Genomic DNA, 17,215 nt, shown 5'->3' on the forward strand with positions numbered 1-17,215 from the left:
CCCTCACACCGTGAACGGGCGGTCGCCAGGCGTGCTGCGCTTGCTCAGTTGTACGGCCCCAAGAGAAATTTCTATCGGCCTCGCCTTGATTGTGAGCTGCTCTCATCAACCGTGTTGGTAGACAGAGGGCGGCGTCGATACGCGCCCTCTGCGCTTTTGAAGCAGGTCACTGCGCGAGGACGATCCTCTGCACGAGCTGCGTCTGTCCGTAGTCGGCAGTGTTGCCGTCGAAGCCGAACATGTCGATGTGTACCTTGCCGTTGCGCAGCACCTTGACGTTGGCCCAGCCGTAGTAGCGATCGGTTGGCACGAGGCCCGGGGTGCCCTGCTTCGGGTCGAACGGTGAGCCTCCTGAGCCGACGAGGATCTGCCAGGCCGGGCTGACGCTGCCGTCGCTCACCTTCACGGGATGCATCGCGCGCATCGTGTGCTCGTGGCCACAGAAGTACGTCGCGCCGTACGCATTGAGCAGATCGATGAAGGCCGACTGGTTCGCCGGATCGGCGTCAAAGCCCGATGCACCGGTTGCGGGCGGGTTTCCGTACGCATAAGTGCTCGCCGGCTTGTGGCCGAACAGGAAGAAGTGCCGCGCACCGCGCGTCTTTGCCGCCGCGAGGTCGGTGGCGATCCAGTTCACCGGCGCGTGGCTGTCGTAGCCGACCGGGTCGGTGTTGATGACGGTGAAGTGCGAGTCACCGACGTCGAAGCTGAAGCTGAGCTGACGCTGGTCGGTGTTCACGTGGTCTGCCGCACCGGGCACATTGGTGACGCTGAAGTTCGAGGCCGGCGTGCCGACGATCGACTGGAACCGGCCGGCGTCGATGATGAGATCGCCCATGTTGGCGCGCCAGGCGTTCTCATTCGCCGGCACCGCGTTCTTGCCCTTCTTCGGGCACGCCGCGCTCACCTTGTCGCTGCACTGCACTTCGTGGTTCCCCGCCACCGGCACGACGTAGGTGCCCGTCTCCATCAGGTTGGCGACCATGCCGCGCCAGAAGGCGTACTGCTTGGTCGTCTTCATGACATCGGACTTCAGGATACCGTCGAGTGTGAGGTCCTGCGGCTGATCCGCATTCCCGTAGCCCATGATCATGTCGCCATTGAAGAACAGCATATTCGGCTTTTGCGCCTGGATTGTGCGCAGGATGCGCGAGAACGGGCGCGTGCTCTGCAGCCAGATCGCATCCTGCGCGGTCAGCGGTGACGACGGGTCCTGCGTAGTCGGGTCCTGGCGCGAATCGCCCACCGTGGCGAACGACAGCACGACATCTTCGTTGGCGTTGATGTCCAGGGACCGCTCCCTGTCGGCGAATGCCGGGCTCGCGACCAGCACACCTGCGGCGATGGCCAATGAAATGAAGTGACGGTTCATGGGTAGGTTGTCCTCGCGGTTGTTGGAATTGGATTTCGCGCGACTTTGCGATCAGCGAATGACCGGGCCGTGACATGCGAGACGGCATGCATGCCCACGGGTAGCTCACGGCCGGCTTGTCCAAGAGGGAACGATTGAAGAATGTGCACCGCCGATCCGAGCCAATGGCCGGGGCAGCTCGCGGCCCACTTTGTCTATCAAAATCGCGTCTCCGAACGCGAGGAGAATCGCCGCCACGAGAACAATCGGGCCACTCCGGTATGCGCAGGATTGGGTGCGCCGGCTGTGGTTTCCGCTGGGTGCTGTAGGTCGTCCGCTGGTGCCCCGCATCCAACGGCGCCTGTGAAGTGACGATGTCGCCAGGAAGCACCTCCCCCGTCGCATCTCTGGCTTCGTGCCTTCCTCCCGAGGATTGAGCGTTTATTTCACCTCCCAACTTGCCATCTTCGCGTGCGGTTGACCAACAGGCGCATCGGACCCGGGTCCCCGGCTTCTACTTCAGATCCTTGAGGTCGATGAAGTTGCTTTCGATCCACACACGGCCTTCCTCATTCAAGGCGAAGCTCAACGCCTTCTCCCTGGATAGCTTCTTCTCCTGGATAGCGCGGGACAGTGGATCTGAACCTCCGAGTTCCCCGCGCCTGCGGTTGTAGACGTGCTCCACACCATCGTCATCGCTGTAGCTGTACGACACTGTGATGCCGTCCAGGTCAGCGAGAGGCTGCAGGAAAGCAATGAACTGCGACGCAGTGATGCCGTCGGCCTTGATCGCGTTCCAGTGCTTGTAGAGGGCCGACTTCGCCGCCAGTTGATGAAGCTGGGCTACCTCCGGTAGCTGGTGCGTCGGCACTCCGGCGTCCATCGACTCCGGAGCGTCCACGTCGGCGCTCCTGCGGAAGAAGCTCGCCACAGCGCCCAGGAATGTCCTGGCGTCCGCTGGGGATGGTCGACTATCCAAGCCATGCGGCACCGTCTCTATTTCGCGCTCCCACCTGTCGCTCAGGCTCTTGCGACTGCCTCGATCTGCGCCGGTCACTGCGTCGAACCTCGAAATGCGACAAGACCAAGGAAGAGGTCGCCTGCCTCAGGATCTTTGCTGCCTTTAGTATTCATATATCTCAATCCCTCCGAACTCAACTCGCTCGCTCGTCATGGGCCGGCTATGGCTATCTTTTGTTCCAGTCGGAAGACCAGATCGTGCGCAGCTACCTTCACTTTTTCAATGGCACTTTTTGGCAACATCAGTTCCGATTTGGGCCCTCTGAATCCAACTGCACGTCGATCCATCCGCGCAGGCTGTTGACAAAGGCGATGGCCTCCGCGCACGCCAGATCCTCCACCCGCACGATGCCCTCCGCCATCCGTCCGAGAGCAAGCGCCTGCGCCCGACCAACGCCAGGGAGCAGGCCGCATGCGAGCGCAGGCGTGATCCATCGGCCTTGCAGCTTGACGGCGACGTTGCCACGGGTGAACTCCGTGACCTCGCCGGCCTCGTTCCAAAGCAGCGTGTCGAACACGCCTTCGCCGGGTGCAAAGCTGTCGTAGTGCGCCCGCCGGGTGGTCTTGTGACGCACGAACTCACCATTGGCTTCACGCAGGGGTGATGATGCAAGGCGTACGTGCGCGGGTCCCGTGTAGTCGGTCATCGGAACGGCTTGTGCCTCAAGACGACCATCGGCGTGGAGTAGCAAACGCGCGCGGTGCACGCCTCGTGAATGCTCCGACAAGAGGCGATCGAGGGCGCGGTCAGCGTCTTTGCGATCCCAGGAATAGCCAAAGTGAGCCGCGCTCGCTGCCATCCGAGACAGATGCGCATGGGCGTTGCGCGCAATGCCGTCCTCGATCCTCAGTGTTTCAAGCACGGCGAACGGTACGCTCGCCCGCTGGACGAAGGCTGCCTTGTGGCGCCATTCGGCCCATTCCCCCTCGAACCCGGCATCGATCGTGATGCCACTTCCGATGCCGCAGCGCGCCCTGCGTTCTTCGTCGATCTCGACCGTTCGGATCGCCACGTTGAAAGTAGCTGCACCACCCGGGCGAACCACGCCGACCGCGCCGCAGTAGACGCCTCGGGCTTCGTTCTCCAGTGCGTGGATGGCGTGCATGGCCTCATGCTTGGGCGCCCCGGTGACAGAGCCGCAGGGAAAGAGCGCGGAAAACACGTCCGTCAAGGTAACGCCTGGCCGCGTTCGTGCCGTGACGTCGCTGGTCATCGACCACACGGTCGGAAGCGCTTCGGCATGAAGAAGCCGCGGTACGGCAACGCTGTGCAGTTCGGCGATGCGCGAGAGATCGTTGCGGATCAGATCCACGATCATGACGTTCTCCGCACGCTCCTTGGCGCTCGAGCGCAGCGCGGCCAGGTTTGCAGCGTCATCCTGCTCGTTGGCACCGCGTGCTGCCGTGCCTTTCATGGGGCGCGAAAGAATGCTGCCGTCCGCACGCCAATCGAAGAAGAGCTCGGGCGAGACCGAGAGCACCTGCTGGGATCCGGTGTCGATGAACGCCGCATAGGTCTCGGGCTGGAAGCGCTGCAATGCGGCGAAAAGATCGGTCGGTGAGCCCTCGCGCAGCGCGCCATGCATACGCCCCGTCAGGTTGACCTGGTACACCTCGCCCGCGGTGATGCGACGGTGGATATTTGCGACACCGACACGCGCCGCAGTCTGCTGAATGGGCGTGTGCCAATCGAGCCATGCGGGATTCGCGTCCTGGATTAACCACGGGTTGAGCTCGTCGAAGACACCGAACCATGCAATGGGTCCGGAACGAGGCCGGTGCGTGACCAGTGCGGAATCAAACGCGGCAGCAGCCTCGTAGCCCACGAAGCCCACGCACCAGCGGCCGGCGCTCGCAAGTTTCTGCACTGCATCGAGCACACCACGAACTTCATGGATCGACTCGGCAGCAAGTACTTCCAACGGACGTTCAAACGCGCCGCGCAAGGCCGGCGTGGCGGGATCGGGCGATATGAAGTCGATCAGCACCCGCACGGGCGTGGGATGGGTCACAGGCAAAAAGGCGCGATTCTGGCTGCTGAACATGGACGAAAAAACGGCGGTCTGTCACATATGTGGGCGGTTGCATTGCGTGTGTGCCCATCGGACGATTGCGATGAAAATGGCCCAATGGGAATGAATGACATTGGCAGCCTGCAGGACGAGCGCGATGCAGCCGTGCGAGGCTGGTCGGCACTGGCCGATGGTCGGACTTCTACACGCCGTTTCACCGACAGCCCGGTACCGGACGAATGGATCGCATACATGTTGCAGGAGGCGCGACGCGCGCCCAGTGGGGCGAATCTGCAGCCGGGCGAGTTCATACGAATCGACGGCGCGGCGCGCCAGAAGCTCTCGGACCGGCTGGTGGAGATGTACCGGAGCGGTGCTCCCCGGAACGAGGACTACAGCTACTTCCCCATTCCCATGCCGATGACGCTGCGCCGGCGTCAGGTGGCAGCCGCCCAAGCGCTCTATGGCGCGCTCGGCGCAGCGCGGGACGACCAGGAAGCAAGGCGCAAGCAGTTCGAACGCAACTTCCGTTTCTTCGACGCACCGGTCGCGCTGGTGGTCACCATCGATGCCCGCATGGGCAGCGGTTGCTACATGGATCTGGGCATGTGTCTGTACGGCTTCATGCTGGCGGCAGCCGCGCGGGGTCTGGGCAGCTGCGCGATCGGCGCACTCGCCTCCTACCCCGGTGTCGTGCGCGAGGTGCTGGGGCTCGACGCTGGCCAGTCCATCGTGTGTGGTCTCTCGATCGGCTATGCCGACCCATCGGCTCCAGAGAACATGGTGCGCACTGTGCGACGCGACGTGTCGGACTACCTGCGCGTGATTCGATAGCGGAAGCTAGAGTCTTTCGACCAACGCTGCCGAGCCGAGGCCGCCAGCAGCGGCGATGCTGGCGAGTCCCATTGCGCCGGACGGCGCTTCGCGCGCCATATCGGCGAGAAGGCGGACCAGGCTAACGGCACCGGACGCGCCGATGGGGTGCCCACGTGCAAGCCCCCCTCCTCCGCGGTTCAGCCGCTCGGGCTCGATGCCCAGCTCCTCTGCGAACGCGATGGCCTGGACGGCAAATGCCTCGTGCAGCTCCGTGCCCCAAAGAGCCGTTGCCTCGATGCCTTGCCGATGAAGCAAGTCCTTCGCAGCACGCGCTGCAGCCAACATGGGCATCTCAGGCGCGGTGCCCACTGCGAGCGCGGCCCGCCAACGCAGCAAGGCCCGCGCGCCAAGGGCGGCCGATGCCCGCGGCGAGGCCATCAAGACGAAAGCCGCGCCGTCGGCCTGCGGCGCGATCGCGAGCCGACTGACCGCCGTGACCCGTCGATCGTCTGATGAGACCCATTGATCCGAGAGAGCCTCGATGGGTATGCGCGCCGCCCGATCGACCGTGATCGAGCGCGCATAGGTGTCCTGTACTGCCGCCCCGACGGGAACGATTTCCGAGGGCATGTGCTCGCGCCATGCAAGAGCCTTGGCATGACTGCTCACTGCGTATGCATCTTGCGCCGCACGCGTGATGCCCGCCTGCGCGGCATATCGGGCCGCAGCCAGCGTCAGATCCGGGTCGCGCGATGGGTCGGGTGCGAACGCCGGCCGCTCGTAGGACACCGGCGCCTCATTCTGCGTGCGCGGACGATGCTGCCGGATCGGTGAGCGGCTCCAGGCTTCGACACCGCCCGCCACGACGACTTGCGCCTGCCCGGCGGCGATCAACCCGGCGCCCATTGCGACGGCATCCAGGCCGGAGCAGCACTGCGTGTCGATCGAGAAGGCCGCGGTGCCATCGGGCAAGCCGGCAGCGAGCGCGGTCATGCGCGCCGGATTGCCGCCTGCGCCGAGCGCGTTGCCACAGATCACCGCATCGACGGCCGACGCATCGATACCGCCACGCACCAGCAGCGCCCGGACAACCGGTGCCGCAATCTCATGGGCTGCCAGATGGGCGAGCGCACCGCCCCGCGGAACCACCGCGCTGCGGGCCCAAGCGAGCAAGACCGACGCATCCGATGTCATGCGCCTGGAAGCCGCCAAGGCAGTGCTTGCCAGTCCGTTGGTCCCTCCGGATTTGCGGCCAGGCATTGCGTCAGGGCGGCATGATCGGTCTTGCCGCCCGTCGTGCGTGGCCAGTCGGCACAAACATAGACCCGGCGCGGCGTCTTGTAGGGCTCCAGGCGAGCCCTGCACCAGTCCGCGAGGGTCGCGCGATCGATGGGCTGAACCAACTCGAGCACCGCCACTGCATGCATGCCGCGCACGCCGTCGGGCACGGCCTGGACCGAAGCTGCCGCAATGGATGGATGGTCGGTCAGGACCTGCTCCACTTCCTCGGGAAACAGGTTCTTGCCTTGCACGACGAACATGCGCTGCTTCCTGCCCACCAGGTGGAGCACGCCGTCGGCATCGAGATGACCCATGTCGCCCACGGACAGCCATTCGCCGTCGCGCAAGATCGTCGCACCGCAGGCCAGAGAGGGTGTCACATAGTCGGTGAACACCATGGGGCTTCGCACGTAGATCAAACCCGGGGATGCAGCAAGAGCCGAGTCTTCGCGTGCCCCGCCCACCCTGTCGATGCGCAGATCCACGCTCGCAAACGGCCGCCCCACGGCGGTCGCTGGCAGGTCGCTGCGGCTGTCGGTCCAGGCGATGAAGCTGGTTTCGGATGCGCCATAGAACTCGACGATGCGCGCGTTGGGAAACAGGCTCTGCAACTGCGGCGTTCGTGCCCGCGGCCATGCTGCGCCCCCGATCATCACCAGTTGCGTCTTCTCGATGGCGCGCAGGCCGTGACGATGAGCCTGCTCGAGCATCACGATGAGCTGGCTGGGCACGGCGATGAGGCTTCGAGCATCGCCCTGCCCCAGCGTCTGCAACGCTGCGCCCGCCGAGAAGCGCGATTGCAGGCGCACGCCGGCTCCGCTCCATAAGCCCATCAGCGCACCGAACAGGAACAGCGAATGCGAAAGGCGTCCTGGCGCCAGCAACGGGGTGCGCACAGCCGGGCCGAATGCTTCGAGGCAGGCCTCGAAGCTGCTCGTCCAGGAGCGGTGGCTTCGCACGAAGCCCTTGGGGACACCCGTGCTGCCAGACGTGAAGCCCACGTAGAACGAGCCCGGGGGAAGCGTCAGGTCGCGCGCCGGCGTCCCGGTCGATGACGCGCCCAACAACTCGGTGATCTTGCATCGCAGCTCGGGCGACCAGTCGGGATCACCGACCGCGGCTGAATCGCCTGCAGCGAGGATCCTCAGAAAGCTGACGAGTTGCTCGCCCGGTGTGCCTGCTTCGTCGACCCACACCGGCGCTGGGCCGAGCGCTCGGGCACTCGACTTCGCTGCGGACTCAATCTGCTCGGCCAGTGCCTCGAAACTCAAGCGCAGCGAGCCATCGTCGATGGCCGTCGCCTTCGGTGTGCGGGCGGCCCAGTACGCGATCGGATCGTGAACGGTTTCGAACTCGGGCGGCGACGCAATGCGCGCGGCGCCAGCTACGTACGAGCGCTCGCTCGCATGATCTGGATCCAGCATAGCCAAGCGGCGTCGGTCGGCCTCACTCGGCCAAGCGCCAATGGGGCAATCCGCGCACGACCGTCTGCACGACCACCGCGCAGATCGCGCATTTCAGCAAGTCACCTGGGATGAACGCGGCGCTGGCGAGCGCGGCATGCTGGACGGAGAGCTTGGCGATCAACGCGAGGCCGGCGATGCCGAAGACATAGACCACGCCGATACCGCCCACCAGGGCCGAAACGAAGGCGCCGGCCAGCAGCGCGCGGCCGTGGAGGTGCGACAGGCGGCGCATCACAAAACCACTTACCGCCGCACCGAAAGGCCATCCAATCAGGAATCCGGCTGACGGCGCCACGAATACGCCCAAGCCACCACGTCCCCCGGCCAGCAGCGGTATCCCCAACGCGACCGCGAGCAAGAAGAGGCCGACCGCAAGAAAGGCGCGCCTTGCGCCAAGCAGGCAACCGGCCATCATGACGCCCAGCGTCTGCAGGGTGATCGGGACCCCGAAGGGCAGATCGATCTTGGGGATCATCCCCATCGCTGCAATCAATGCCGCGAAGAGCGCGATGTGTGCGAGGGTGCGGGAGGAATTGGCCGAAGGCGCTTTGTTCATGTTTGTCGTGGGGATGAATTTCAGAATGCGTCAGGTTCGCGCCGCGACCTGCCCCGTTGGTCACCAACGACGCCGATCCGTGACCCTTCCAGGCTCAGTTGAGATTGATGAAGACGCGCTTGCCATCGCGATCGGCCAAATCCATTTCGAGGTGGATGCCGAAAAAGGCAGGATGTGCGTGCAGACAGCTGGCGGTTCACGTTCGATCGGATGTGACCCCCGCTCGATAGGTCAGGGCCGGTGGCTGGTGAGGAGTCGCTCCTTGATGTCCTTGATGCCGAAAGAACTGGTCGTGCAAGACACCCTCTTCTGTCGGTCGAGCAAGTTCTACATGAAGGTCGTAGTCGCCCGGCTCACCCTGTGCCGCGCGAACTTCCATCAGACATCGCCTCAGATATCCCATGGGTTGTCCTTGGCGTAACCGTTGTCAGCCGGGCTCTGCCCAGTTGTGAGGAGATCGACCACGAGGCCGCAGTCCGTCACGGTGGCGCGATGGATCTTGGACTTGAGCAGGATTCGGAACATGGGGAGTTCAGAATGGGAAAGATGAATCTGGATGGATCGCGTCACCTTCATGACGGCGGTGTCGCGAAGCAAAAGGCGCGATTCTGACAATGCCGACGCTGTCGAAAAACGGCGGTGGGTCACATTTGCGGCTGCGCATGTTTACACCGGACTTGGCTTTCGAGGTCGAAGACACCGCTGCCCGTACGTATGCCGCCGGAACCGTCGGAGCATGGCCAAAGCCCTCGACCTGTTCTCCGCGCCCCTTCACCACTCCCCTCCGAACCCTCAGTGCTGTGCAACGTCGTCCATGAGGAAATCGAACTCCATCTCGAACCCGGCGACTGCAACATCACCCCTGGCGTGGCGCTGGACCTGCTTCAGGGGTGATGAGCAAGCAGTGCTGGCCACGACGGGCGCCATTGGCTGCATCTCGCCGAAACCGTGGCGCGGGTCTTCAGCGGTGCCAGCGGGGTCTCGCAAGCGGGTGTAGAGCTGAACGAGACCGAAAGCTGATCGTGAAAACCTTTGCTTGTGCGGCATGCCAAGTCGAGTCGCGACGATCCGTCATTGCCCGACCCGGAGCGACCGTTGGATGACCGTGGCCGGCAGGACGCCCCGACGATGGGCAAGCGCCTCGGAAAGCGCGGGGTGAGGCCCGACCTGCTTGTCTCGAGCCCAGCTCTGCGCGCGCTGACAACAGCGCAGTTGATCGCCGACGAGATCGGCCGCCCACGCAAGAGGATCGTTGTTCCTCGGCAAGAACCATCTCGTCTGTGCGCCTAAGTGCTCTTGAGCCAAAGCGACCGTCAATGTTTCGTCGCGCTTGCGCCCTGACCTATCTGCAATAACTCGGCTTCCCGCGCGAGCTCTGTAGCCGCCACGATTTCCTGGATGGAGAGCGGCCCCTCCAACTCCACCTCCCCTGAAAGAACGCTCGCAAGAGCGTCGCTCCCAGCCTTGCCAGCCAACCAGGCAAATGCGGAGGTGATCGAGCCTCCCCCGAACTTCGCACGCAGTGCCTTTCCCGCGGCGAGCCTGACCGAGGCGAATTCCTCGTGATCCTTTGCTGCGGAAGCCTGCCGCACGATGAGGCAGAAGGCTTCGAGCTTGTCCGCCTCGGTTCGCAGCCGTCTCGCCTTTGCTGCGCTGTGCGGCGTATGTTCAAGGAGCGCAGATTCGAAGGCCCCGGTGAAAACCTCAATGTCGCGCCCCTCGACCCAGCCTGAATTGCCTCGTGTCAGGATTTCAACGGGTCGGCGGCGGGCCTCGGCCGCGCGCGTGGCAGCTTCGCGGGCGGCCTCCAACTGCGAAGAGGGCCAAACGAGCAAAGGCGCACGCGTTGAACCTTGCACAGCCCATCGACCTTCGATGTTCAGGCAGCGGGCATAGCTTCCCGGGTCCTGGCCGTGCTGTGCAAGCTCCAGAGATGACGAACGGTGATCAGCGAGAGTGAGGAGGAGGTACTGCGCCGGAAGCATGGGATTTGACTGCGATAGAGGATGCAACGATTGTCGTCGGCGTTCCGTCGAGTTCTCCGAGTCGGTGAAGCCCCGCTTGGTGAAGGATTCAGGGACGCCTCTTCGAAGGTGAATTGCGCCGGTCGCCCCAATGCATTTGACCGTTTCCTCGATCACATGGAGCGACATGAGGTCGAGGACATTTCCGTGCGCATTGAGGAGATCATCGAGGCTGTGGAAGTGCTCTCTCACAGCCCTCTGATTGGCAGGCCCGTCAAGAATGGCAAGCGGGAATTGGTCATCGGCAAAGGCCGCAGAAGCTACGTCGCGCTCTACCGCTACTTGGCCGAGGCCGAAACGGTTTTCATCCTGGCCTTGCGGGCGCAGCGAGAGTCACGCTTCAAGCATTGATCCCAAGCGGCCGATTGGCCCGCGCCGCTTGACGTTGCCTGCAGCCCACGCGATTGCGAGCAATGGCGTCAGGCCGGCGCTCAGCCTTTGAAATCCTCGAGCGATTTTCCTGCGGCCAACGATTCCTTCAGCCATCGCGGCTGTGGACCACGGCCGGTCCAGGAATGCCCGGCATCGTCGCGATACACCACAGTCGAAGGGCGGCGCTTCTTGCGCGCCTTTGTCGGGCGCTGAGCGGTGGACACGTTCACCGTTGCCTTGTCGGTGAGAAACTCGTCAATCGACCTGCCAGCAGCCAGCGCCTCTCGCAACCAGTTCGGCCGCTTTCCCATACCCGACCAACTGTTGCCACTTCCATCGCTGAGTTTCACGCGGGTCGCAGTCTTCTCTTTCTGGACCTTGCTTTGCGTTGGCTTCGTGGCGCCAGGAACAGATCCAAAGCCAAGTTGCTCGGCAGTCAGGCCATAGTGATCGATGGCAACCTTGATTCGCGAAATCACGCCCGTCACTTCTTTGCTTCGGAGGGCTTCGGCTTGTTGTTGCAGCTTGGCAATCTGCTGCTGGATTTGTTCAAGGGATCGGGCCATTGGCTAACCTCATTCAGTGTTTTGAGAGCGCAAGCTTACTGCACTCGGATTTAGCCCGATCGACAACCAATAAGAGACATCACGAAATTAGATACCCGGATCATTGAAATTCTCGCGGCCACGCGTCGTGCAGTCTCGACTACATTCTTGAGATCACTCGTCGATCGACACTTTCGAAGTGCTGCCCTTGATTCCTTCGACTTCCAGTGACCAACTACTACGAGCAATATTTTCGTCAACAGGTGGCCACGGGCGCTTCCCCCAAAGACGCGGCAGATGCGACGGCCACTGCCTATCTGGACGGAAGACCCCGTCTGCGTGGCAAACAAAAGATCACCTCTCGCGAACGAGATGCTGACGTCTGGATGAATCCGCTCTGGAATGAGCTTCCGGCGGAAATCTGGGAATCGGAGGCGATGATGTTGTCTCTGGCGCGGTACTTTGCGCAGGAGCGCATCGCCAACGCCACACTCCTTTCGCGCATTGCAACGGCGTTCCTCGCTATCGTGTGTCGTGCGGTTCGCTATTCCGAGCTGGTTCTTTGTCAGACTTCGCCCCGCCGCACGGAGCTGGGCCAACTGGCCGTCTGCCATCGCGGAGTTGTGTCGAGTCCTTGCCATCTTCGATTTGGCGTATGGCAGCGTTTGGCGTTGGTCGGCCATCTGAAGACAACGTTCAAGGCTTCGACACCGTTTGACCTGCTTGTCCTCGCGAGCCTCCATGCGTTCGAGCACCTCGTCCCTCGACGGCTCACGCAGCCGCCAGAACCCGACGGCACCTATTCCGCTGACGAACTTGCGTGGGACGCGATCAATGACATTCTGGCCTGGAGCCTTGGCAATGCAGATCAAAGCGCACTGAGATTGAACGAGGCAGCGATTGAAAGATCGCTGGTCCTGCGGTGACCCTTGCTCCACTCCCAAGGCGGAGTGGGATTCGGGTCGCGCCAGAGGTCGACATGCTTTGCTGTATCGATCGATCCCTGGTCAGGGCCAATGCGTTAGAGGAAAATAGGTTAACGGAGTGCCACGATAAAGAACCCATACAGGAAACACCGCCCTACCCTGAAGGAAAATTCAGGCTCATCAGAAGTCAATTCGCTCGCCGTTAACCGATTTATGCGATCTCGTACCTCCATGGGCAGCGCTAGCCTTTCGCTGTTCGACGATGCTTCCTCGCCCGAAGGCGCTGCCACGAGCTTTGGCGATGCGTTTGCGGCCTGGCTCGCCGACCAGCGCGGCACGGGTGCGCTGCGCCGGCCCAGCGCCGCAGAGGTCTACCAGGCCATGTGGGACAGCTTCTCCGGCTGGTGCCTGGGGCAATCCCCGCGTGTGACGCTTGAAACCCTGGGCCTGCATGATCTGCAGGCCTATCAGGCTGCGCGCTTCGGGCGCAAGGCCTCGGACCAGTCGCTCTCCCCTCGCTACGTTCTGCGATTGATGCGCCTGATCGATCGGGTGCTGCGACACCGTGCGGCGCAGACGGATGCCCTGCCCAACACTGCGGCGGCCGACTGGATCGCAGCCAATCCGGAAGTGCGGTTTTCCGAAGCTGAGCGCGAGGATCCGTTGCCGGAATACCTGACGGTGGGTGAAGCCCGGCAGTTGATCGTTCACCTCTCCTCCGCCCGACCTCGGCCGGGTCGCAATCGGGACGCGCTGGCGGCGATGACCTGGCAGGAAGTGCGCAATCGGGCGTCCGTGGCACTGCAATTGGGCGCAGGGATCACGCCGGGCGACGTGCGGGCGCTAACGCTAGAGTCACCGGTGACACAGGGCAGCAGGATCCGTGGCCTGCCCTGGAAACTGCAGGTGCCGGGCAACGGCACGTCCAAGCCACGCGAGACGCCGATCGCGCCCTGGGCAGCGGAACTGCTGCAGTACTGGCTACAGGTACGCCAAGAGGCGCGTGTTGCGGGGACGTTCCTCTTTCCTTCGACGCGCACGGGCAAGCCCTGGCAGGCGGACTCGCAGTACAAGAACGCTCTGCAGGTCCTCGAGGACGCTGGTATGGCCTCGCGCGAAGGGGGCTCATTCAGGTTGAGGCACACGTTCGCCATCCGGCAGTTGCGCCGAGGAACAAGCGCGGAGCAGATCGCCCGGTGGATGGGCGTCGAACCTGGCGAGATGAAACGGTACGAGCGGGTGCTCCCGGCTGCGGTCGAGGTCGTCTAGTCGGTCACTTCTCCCAAGCGGAACGTCAAATTTCGATCGAGTCACGAGCAACGACCCTTGGCGCTCCTGAAAACCATGTTGTGCGGACCTGCCCTTGCTGGATTTCGAGTTCATCATCGTCGGAAGTCAGTCGATTCTTGGTCCGGTTCCGAATCCCGAAGAGGTCTTCACTGTCTCAATGGAGGTCGACATCTATCCAAAGGATGCCCCGGATCTCGCGCAGAAGATTGATGGAGCGATCGGCGAAGGCTCTCAGTTCCACGAGAAGCTTATGGCTACTACGCCCAGGCCGTGGCGCACGCTGATCCCGCCTTGAGCGCAGACCTTGCTGCATCTGTTTGGCAATTTTCACGTAGACAAGCACCCGCGGCCGGCCTAGACTGCTCCGCACCAGTCACACATTGAACGCATTCATCGTGTCCAAGCGCCTATCGATTCTGAGCTTTCGCACCTTCGTTGCATTTGAGCAGCGCGGTCGAATTATGTTGGGCACTTAGCCCGCTCACTTCGCCAGACGCCCCCTCAAAGGCAACGAGTTCGACTCGTTGCCTTTTTGCATTTTTGGACCTGAATCATGTTCGATCTCAATTCCCTGACGCGGTTGCTCCTGCTCCCACGTGCATACCTCCAGACCTGCGGCGTTTCGTCGTGGCCAGGACTGGCGGTTTTCATCTGCTGTGCTTGCGTTGCCGGCTGCGACCTCACGCCCAATGTCCTCTTCGTTGCGGATGGAAGCCCGCTTCGCCTTTTGCAACTGACCGACGCTCTCGGCGAGTGCCCCGCGCCGCGTCGGGTTTGCTTCTTGGCCACGTGGGACGGAGAGGTGGCTCGTGGCTGTTGGGTGCGAGAGGAGGCCAACGTTCGGGTCATCCTTTCCGAGGAAGAGCGAACTGTGCCGGTCGTCGATTTCCGACCCACTGCATACGCCGAGTATCGACATGCGGTCTTGAACCTGCCGCCGTAGATGCAAGGCTGAAGGCGAACCTGGATCTGGCACCGCGCAAGTGCACGGGAGCGAGCCGGGCTGCTGGAACAGTAGATCAACCCTTTGGTTGGGGGATCGGCTCGACTTCTTCCTCCGAATTGATGAGGTGTTGATTTTCCAATCGGCGCCCGTCCGAGGCACACTGGCCGAAAGAGATCACGACCATGACGAACCTTCCACTCAGTCACCAGATCCTTAATGCCGCGCGCGATGCCAGTGGGGGCGACATTGCGCGAGCAATCCGCTGGTACCGGACCGAGCCGATCATTCCGCTGGAGTACAAGACTGCGGAGAGATTGGTTGCGGAAGGACGTGCGGACGACGTGCTCCGCGCAATGAGACGCCGCGCTGATGAAGACTCACAGCTCATCCCGAGATGATGCGCCAGGGGCGGTGGTGAAGCCGCGGGTCGCTTCTTGTACAGCGGCGAACGTGCTTCGACTCTTCGTCGCTGGTTAACGCTCATGCGGTGTAGCGCAACATCGATCAAACCCTGAGGGAGGTGTAAAGATGGACGAGCAACTCGATCCCACCGTCGGCAGCCCGCGAGGCGAGCGCAATCTCGTGGTGTGCTGCGACGGCACCAACAACACTTTGACCGGCGGCTTCGAAGATACCAACGTCCTGCGGCTCTACGGCTATCTCCGCAAGCACGTGGACCCTGACACCTCGACGCTCTACTACGACCCTGGCGTTGGGTCGCCTGACAGTGCCCCACCCACCGGGCTCGTTGATCTAGTCAAGCGCCGCTGGCAGCGGGTTGCTGGTCTGGCGTCCGGCGGCGGTGTGTACGAGAACATTGGTGAGGCGTATGCCTTTCTGATGCGCGAGTGGGTACCGGGCGCGCGGATCCTCTGCTTCGGCTTCTCTCGGGGAGCGTTCACGGCCCGTGCCGTCGTGGGCATGGTGAATCTCTTCGGTGTGCTGCGTCCCCAGCACGAGGCGATGATCCCCACGCTGGTTCGCATCTATTTCTCGCAGCCGGCCTTCTCGGAACAAGTGCACGGGCGCAAGAACTGGCGTCGTGCAGCAGCGACGTGGCTGCATGTCGGCTTGGCCAGGCCAGGCAAGGCGCAGGGGGATGCCGTGCACGGCTCCGAGGAAGTTGCCTCGAAGGTCACGCGCAAGGATCTGGCGCTGCAGGTCAAAAACAACTTCGCGCGAGAGGCACAAATCTATTGGGTCGGCGTGTGGGACACGGTGGAATCGGTGGGACTGCCAATTCTCGGTTCTCTCGACAATCCATCGACCGCCACATTCCACGACAAGCCCAACATTCGCAACGTGCGTCACGCGCTGGCACTCGACGAGCATCGGTGGCCGTTCCTTCCGCGCCTGTACGACTCACCGAGCGAAGTGACGACACCTGATGGCCGTACTCTCAAGCAACTGTGGTTTCCAGGCGTGCACTGCGACATCGGCGGCAGCTACCCTGGTGCCCAGAGTGACAGCGCCGCATATCCAAACCAGCGGACCGGTCTGTGCGACGCGTCGCTGCAGTGGATGGTGAACGAAGTGGCAAAGGAACTCGAAATCCCCGAGCTCGAATCCTTGTCAGATCCCGGACGTCCCGACTCCGACGAATTCGGCACGCCTTCACGATACGTCTTTCCCGGGCAGCTTCCGTTGCGCCACGATCCATTGCACGACACGCCTCTGTGGGCCCTGGCGGGCATGACAGTACGCCGCATGCAAGACGAAAAGATCCTCACCAACGCTCAAGCGAAGGCAGGCGCGAAGGATGGCATTGCGGTCGACGTGAAAGCGCCCGAGCCGAAGTACCTCGCGGGGCCAAGCGTGTGGGATGAACGCCGCAAGCTCTGGCCGTTCGTGATGGCTGTGGTGTTCGCCGTGCTGTTCTCGATGCTTTCCGGGTGGAACCTCGGCCCCCCGGACGGCCGGGTCACCCTAGGCAACGCCGCTGGCTGCAGCTTTGCCATGCAGCAGTTGGCCACCATCTCGCCGTGGACCATCGATGTCACGGCCATTCGTCCGGACTGCAAGCCCGCTCCGCCTGGTGGCCTGCGCAATCCGGAGGTCTGGACCGAATACGCGAAGTTCTCTCCGGGATGGGCGATGTTTCTTGACCTGCTCTTCGTGGCCTGTGCCGGATACGTGATCGCGCGGTTGGCCTCGCGCGTGTTCACATGGGCGGCAGGATGGAGACGCCCCGGGCAGTCCAGGCCGGCTTGGTTACTGACCATGGGATGGCTGCCGGCGTTGGCAGTGGGTGGCGATGTGCTGGAGGACCTCGCGACCCTGCTATTCATGGCCCTCCAGGCCGTGTCGCTTCCAAGCTTTGCGCAGGCAACGCTCTACCTCGTAGGCATCTCGTCGTTGGCCAAGGTGACCGGCTATCTGTTGTGCCTGTCGGTTTTTGGAGGTGGACGGATGCTACTGGCCGTATGGCCAACGAAGGCAGTCGGCAAGGTGGGGCGAAAGCCAGACGAACTTCTTGTTGTCTCCCATGACCCAGCCGCTTCGGGTGAGGTTAGTCGCGGAGCCCGAGGACCGACCTCGGAGAGAGACACGCTCGCCTTAGTTCAGTAGTTGGCTCACCCTCATACGCCGGCTCGCCTGATCGCGCGGCCA

19 protein-coding genes are annotated in these 17,215 nt (G+C 62.9%); 8 read left to right on the forward strand and 11 right to left on the reverse strand.

The window, feature by feature from the left end; translation table 11 throughout:
- Positions 1 to 166: 166 nt before the first annotated feature.
- The 3 genes from BLW05_RS30660 to BLW05_RS30670 all read right to left on the reverse strand — a co-directional run bounded on the left by BLW05_RS30660 (position 167) and on the right by BLW05_RS30670 (position 4,416).
- The gene (locus tag BLW05_RS30660; RefSeq protein ID WP_093167796.1) at positions 167 to 1,372 is read right to left on the reverse strand and encodes a metallophosphoesterase family protein; all 1,206 of its coding nucleotides are present in this window, start codon (positions 1,370 to 1,372) and stop codon (positions 167 to 169) included.
- 493 nt (positions 1,373 to 1,865) lie between these two features.
- Positions 1,866 to 2,252: a hypothetical protein gene (locus tag BLW05_RS30665; protein ID WP_093167798.1), complete on the reverse strand. Its 387-nt coding sequence runs from the start codon at positions 2,250 to 2,252 to the stop codon at positions 1,866 to 1,868.
- A gap of 361 nt (positions 2,253 to 2,613) precedes the next feature.
- Positions 2,614 to 4,416: a chorismate-binding protein gene (locus tag BLW05_RS30670; protein ID WP_093167800.1), complete on the reverse strand. Its 1,803-nt coding sequence runs from the start codon at positions 4,414 to 4,416 to the stop codon at positions 2,614 to 2,616.
- 90 nt (positions 4,417 to 4,506) lie between these two features.
- On the opposite strand from BLW05_RS30670, the gene BLW05_RS30675 reads away from it, so the two are divergent.
- Complete coding sequence (locus tag BLW05_RS30675) at positions 4,507 to 5,217, forward strand: nitroreductase (protein ID WP_177142879.1); 711 nt, start codon at positions 4,507 to 4,509, stop codon at positions 5,215 to 5,217.
- 6 nt (positions 5,218 to 5,223) lie between these two features.
- On the opposite strand, the gene BLW05_RS30680 is transcribed toward BLW05_RS30675, so the two are convergent.
- The 5 genes from BLW05_RS30680 to BLW05_RS36170 all read right to left on the reverse strand — a co-directional run bounded on the left by BLW05_RS30680 (position 5,224) and on the right by BLW05_RS36170 (position 9,549).
- Entirely contained in the window at positions 5,224 to 6,393 is a 1,170-nt protein-coding gene (locus BLW05_RS30680; protein WP_093167803.1) for a thiolase family protein, read from the reverse strand.
- The gene (locus BLW05_RS30685) at positions 6,390 to 7,904 is read right to left on the reverse strand and encodes an AMP-binding protein (RefSeq protein WP_093167804.1); all 1,515 of its coding nucleotides are present in this window, start codon (positions 7,902 to 7,904) and stop codon (positions 6,390 to 6,392) included. The genes BLW05_RS30680 and BLW05_RS30685 overlap by 4 nt, the downstream gene beginning before the upstream one ends.
- Positions 7,905 to 7,926: 22 nt before the next feature.
- Positions 7,927 to 8,502 (reverse strand): biotin transporter BioY, encoded by a 576-nt coding sequence (locus BLW05_RS30690; RefSeq protein WP_093167806.1) that lies wholly within the window; start codon positions 8,500 to 8,502, stop codon positions 7,927 to 7,929.
- 390 nt (positions 8,503 to 8,892) lie between these two features.
- On the reverse strand, positions 8,893 to 9,027 hold the full coding sequence (locus BLW05_RS36325; RefSeq protein WP_143044971.1) for an aspartate 1-decarboxylase: 135 nt from the start codon (positions 9,025 to 9,027) through the stop codon (positions 8,893 to 8,895).
- 267 nt (positions 9,028 to 9,294) lie between these two features.
- Positions 9,295 to 9,549 (reverse strand): hypothetical protein, encoded by a 255-nt coding sequence (locus BLW05_RS36170; protein WP_177142866.1) that lies wholly within the window; start codon positions 9,547 to 9,549, stop codon positions 9,295 to 9,297.
- Here BLW05_RS36170 and BLW05_RS30700 point away from each other — a divergent pair.
- Positions 9,541 to 9,792, forward strand: a complete 252-nt coding sequence (locus tag BLW05_RS30700) for a SixA phosphatase family protein (protein ID WP_256330564.1) — start codon at positions 9,541 to 9,543, stop codon at positions 9,790 to 9,792. The genes BLW05_RS36170 and BLW05_RS30700 overlap by 9 nt on opposite strands.
- 23 nt (positions 9,793 to 9,815) lie before the next feature.
- On the opposite strand, the gene BLW05_RS30705 is transcribed toward BLW05_RS30700, so the two are convergent.
- On the reverse strand, positions 9,816 to 10,487 hold the full coding sequence (locus tag BLW05_RS30705) for a hypothetical protein (protein WP_143044972.1): 672 nt from the start codon (positions 10,485 to 10,487) through the stop codon (positions 9,816 to 9,818).
- A 21-nt stretch (positions 10,488 to 10,508) separates the two neighbouring features.
- Between BLW05_RS30705 and BLW05_RS35685 the strand changes: the two genes are divergently transcribed.
- Entirely contained in the window at positions 10,509 to 10,877 is a 369-nt protein-coding gene (locus BLW05_RS35685; protein ID WP_143044973.1) for a type II toxin-antitoxin system RelE/ParE family toxin, read from the forward strand.
- Positions 10,878 to 10,957: 80 nt separating this feature from the next.
- Here BLW05_RS35685 and BLW05_RS36625 read toward each other — a convergent pair whose 3' ends face one another.
- On the reverse strand, positions 10,958 to 11,464 hold the full coding sequence (locus BLW05_RS36625) for an H-NS histone family protein (protein WP_093167814.1): 507 nt from the start codon (positions 11,462 to 11,464) through the stop codon (positions 10,958 to 10,960).
- 206 nt (positions 11,465 to 11,670) lie between these two features.
- Here BLW05_RS36625 and BLW05_RS30720 point away from each other — a divergent pair, with 206 nt between their 5' ends.
- From BLW05_RS30720 to BLW05_RS30730, 3 genes are all read left to right on the forward strand, one after another.
- On the forward strand, positions 11,671 to 12,369 hold the full coding sequence (locus BLW05_RS30720) for a hypothetical protein (protein ID WP_143044974.1): 699 nt from the start codon (positions 11,671 to 11,673) through the stop codon (positions 12,367 to 12,369).
- 231 nt (positions 12,370 to 12,600) lie between these two features.
- On the forward strand, positions 12,601 to 13,638 hold the full coding sequence (locus tag BLW05_RS30725; RefSeq protein ID WP_093167818.1) for a tyrosine-type recombinase/integrase: 1,038 nt from the start codon (positions 12,601 to 12,603) through the stop codon (positions 13,636 to 13,638).
- Between the two features lie 94 nt (positions 13,639 to 13,732).
- Positions 13,733 to 13,954, forward strand: a complete 222-nt coding sequence (locus BLW05_RS30730; protein ID WP_093167820.1) for a hypothetical protein — start codon at positions 13,733 to 13,735, stop codon at positions 13,952 to 13,954.
- Positions 13,955 to 14,140: 186 nt separating this feature from the next.
- Here BLW05_RS30730 and BLW05_RS35695 read toward each other — a convergent pair whose 3' ends face one another.
- Positions 14,141 to 14,578 (reverse strand): hypothetical protein, encoded by a 438-nt coding sequence (locus BLW05_RS35695; RefSeq protein ID WP_143044975.1) that lies wholly within the window; start codon positions 14,576 to 14,578, stop codon positions 14,141 to 14,143.
- Between the two features lie 209 nt (positions 14,579 to 14,787).
- Here BLW05_RS35695 and BLW05_RS30735 point away from each other — a divergent pair, with 209 nt between their 5' ends.
- Positions 14,788 to 15,003: a hypothetical protein gene (locus BLW05_RS30735; RefSeq protein ID WP_093167822.1), complete on the forward strand. Its 216-nt coding sequence runs from the start codon at positions 14,788 to 14,790 to the stop codon at positions 15,001 to 15,003.
- Positions 15,004 to 15,133: 130 nt separating this feature from the next.
- Positions 15,134 to 17,173, forward strand: a complete 2,040-nt coding sequence (locus BLW05_RS30740; protein WP_093167824.1) for a T6SS phospholipase effector Tle1-like catalytic domain-containing protein — start codon at positions 15,134 to 15,136, stop codon at positions 17,171 to 17,173.
- The last annotated feature ends 42 nt before the right edge of the window (positions 17,174 to 17,215 follow it).

This window comes from Variovorax sp. YR216 (genome assembly GCF_900107745.1).
Taxonomy (GTDB): Bacteria; Pseudomonadota; Gammaproteobacteria; order Burkholderiales; family Burkholderiaceae_C; genus Variovorax.

What these genes read in the sequence shown, in the direction of transcription:
- BLW05_RS30660 (WP_093167796.1), bottom strand. Translation starts at nt 1,372, where the DNA reads ATGAACCGTCACTTCATTTCATTGGCCATCGCCGCAGGTGTGCTGGTC.
- BLW05_RS30670 (WP_093167800.1), bottom strand. Translation starts at nt 4,416, where the DNA reads ATGTTCAGCAGCCAGAATCGCGCCTTTTTGCCTGTGACCCATCCCACG.
- BLW05_RS30675 (WP_177142879.1), top strand. Translation starts at nt 4,507, where the DNA reads ATGAATGACATTGGCAGCCTGCAGGACGAGCGCGATGCAGCCGTGCGA.
- BLW05_RS30680 (WP_093167803.1), bottom strand. Translation starts at nt 6,393, where the DNA reads ATGACATCGGATGCGTCGGTCTTGCTCGCTTGGGCCCGCAGCGCGGTG.
- BLW05_RS30685 (WP_093167804.1), bottom strand. Translation starts at nt 7,904, where the DNA reads ATGCTGGATCCAGATCATGCGAGCGAGCGCTCGTACGTAGCTGGCGCC.
- BLW05_RS30690 (WP_093167806.1), bottom strand. Translation starts at nt 8,502, where the DNA reads ATGAACAAAGCGCCTTCGGCCAATTCCTCCCGCACCCTCGCACACATC.
- BLW05_RS36325 (WP_143044971.1), bottom strand. Translation starts at nt 9,027, where the DNA reads ATGTTCCGAATCCTGCTCAAGTCCAAGATCCATCGCGCCACCGTGACG.
- BLW05_RS36170 (WP_177142866.1), bottom strand. Translation starts at nt 9,549, where the DNA reads ATGCCGCACAAGCAAAGGTTTTCACGATCAGCTTTCGGTCTCGTTCAG.
- BLW05_RS30705 (WP_143044972.1), bottom strand. Translation starts at nt 10,487, where the DNA reads ATGCTTCCGGCGCAGTACCTCCTCCTCACTCTCGCTGATCACCGTTCG.
- BLW05_RS35685 (WP_143044973.1), top strand. Translation starts at nt 10,509, where the DNA reads ATGCAACGATTGTCGTCGGCGTTCCGTCGAGTTCTCCGAGTCGGTGAA.
- BLW05_RS36625 (WP_093167814.1), bottom strand. Translation starts at nt 11,464, where the DNA reads ATGGCCCGATCCCTTGAACAAATCCAGCAGCAGATTGCCAAGCTGCAA.
- BLW05_RS30725 (WP_093167818.1), top strand. Translation starts at nt 12,601, where the DNA reads ATGGGCAGCGCTAGCCTTTCGCTGTTCGACGATGCTTCCTCGCCCGAA.
- BLW05_RS35695 (WP_143044975.1), bottom strand. Translation starts at nt 14,578, where the DNA reads ATGTCGATACTCGGCGTATGCAGTGGGTCGGAAATCGACGACCGGCAC.
- BLW05_RS30735 (WP_093167822.1), top strand. Translation starts at nt 14,788, where the DNA reads ATGACGAACCTTCCACTCAGTCACCAGATCCTTAATGCCGCGCGCGAT.
- BLW05_RS30740 (WP_093167824.1), top strand. Translation starts at nt 15,134, where the DNA reads ATGGACGAGCAACTCGATCCCACCGTCGGCAGCCCGCGAGGCGAGCGC.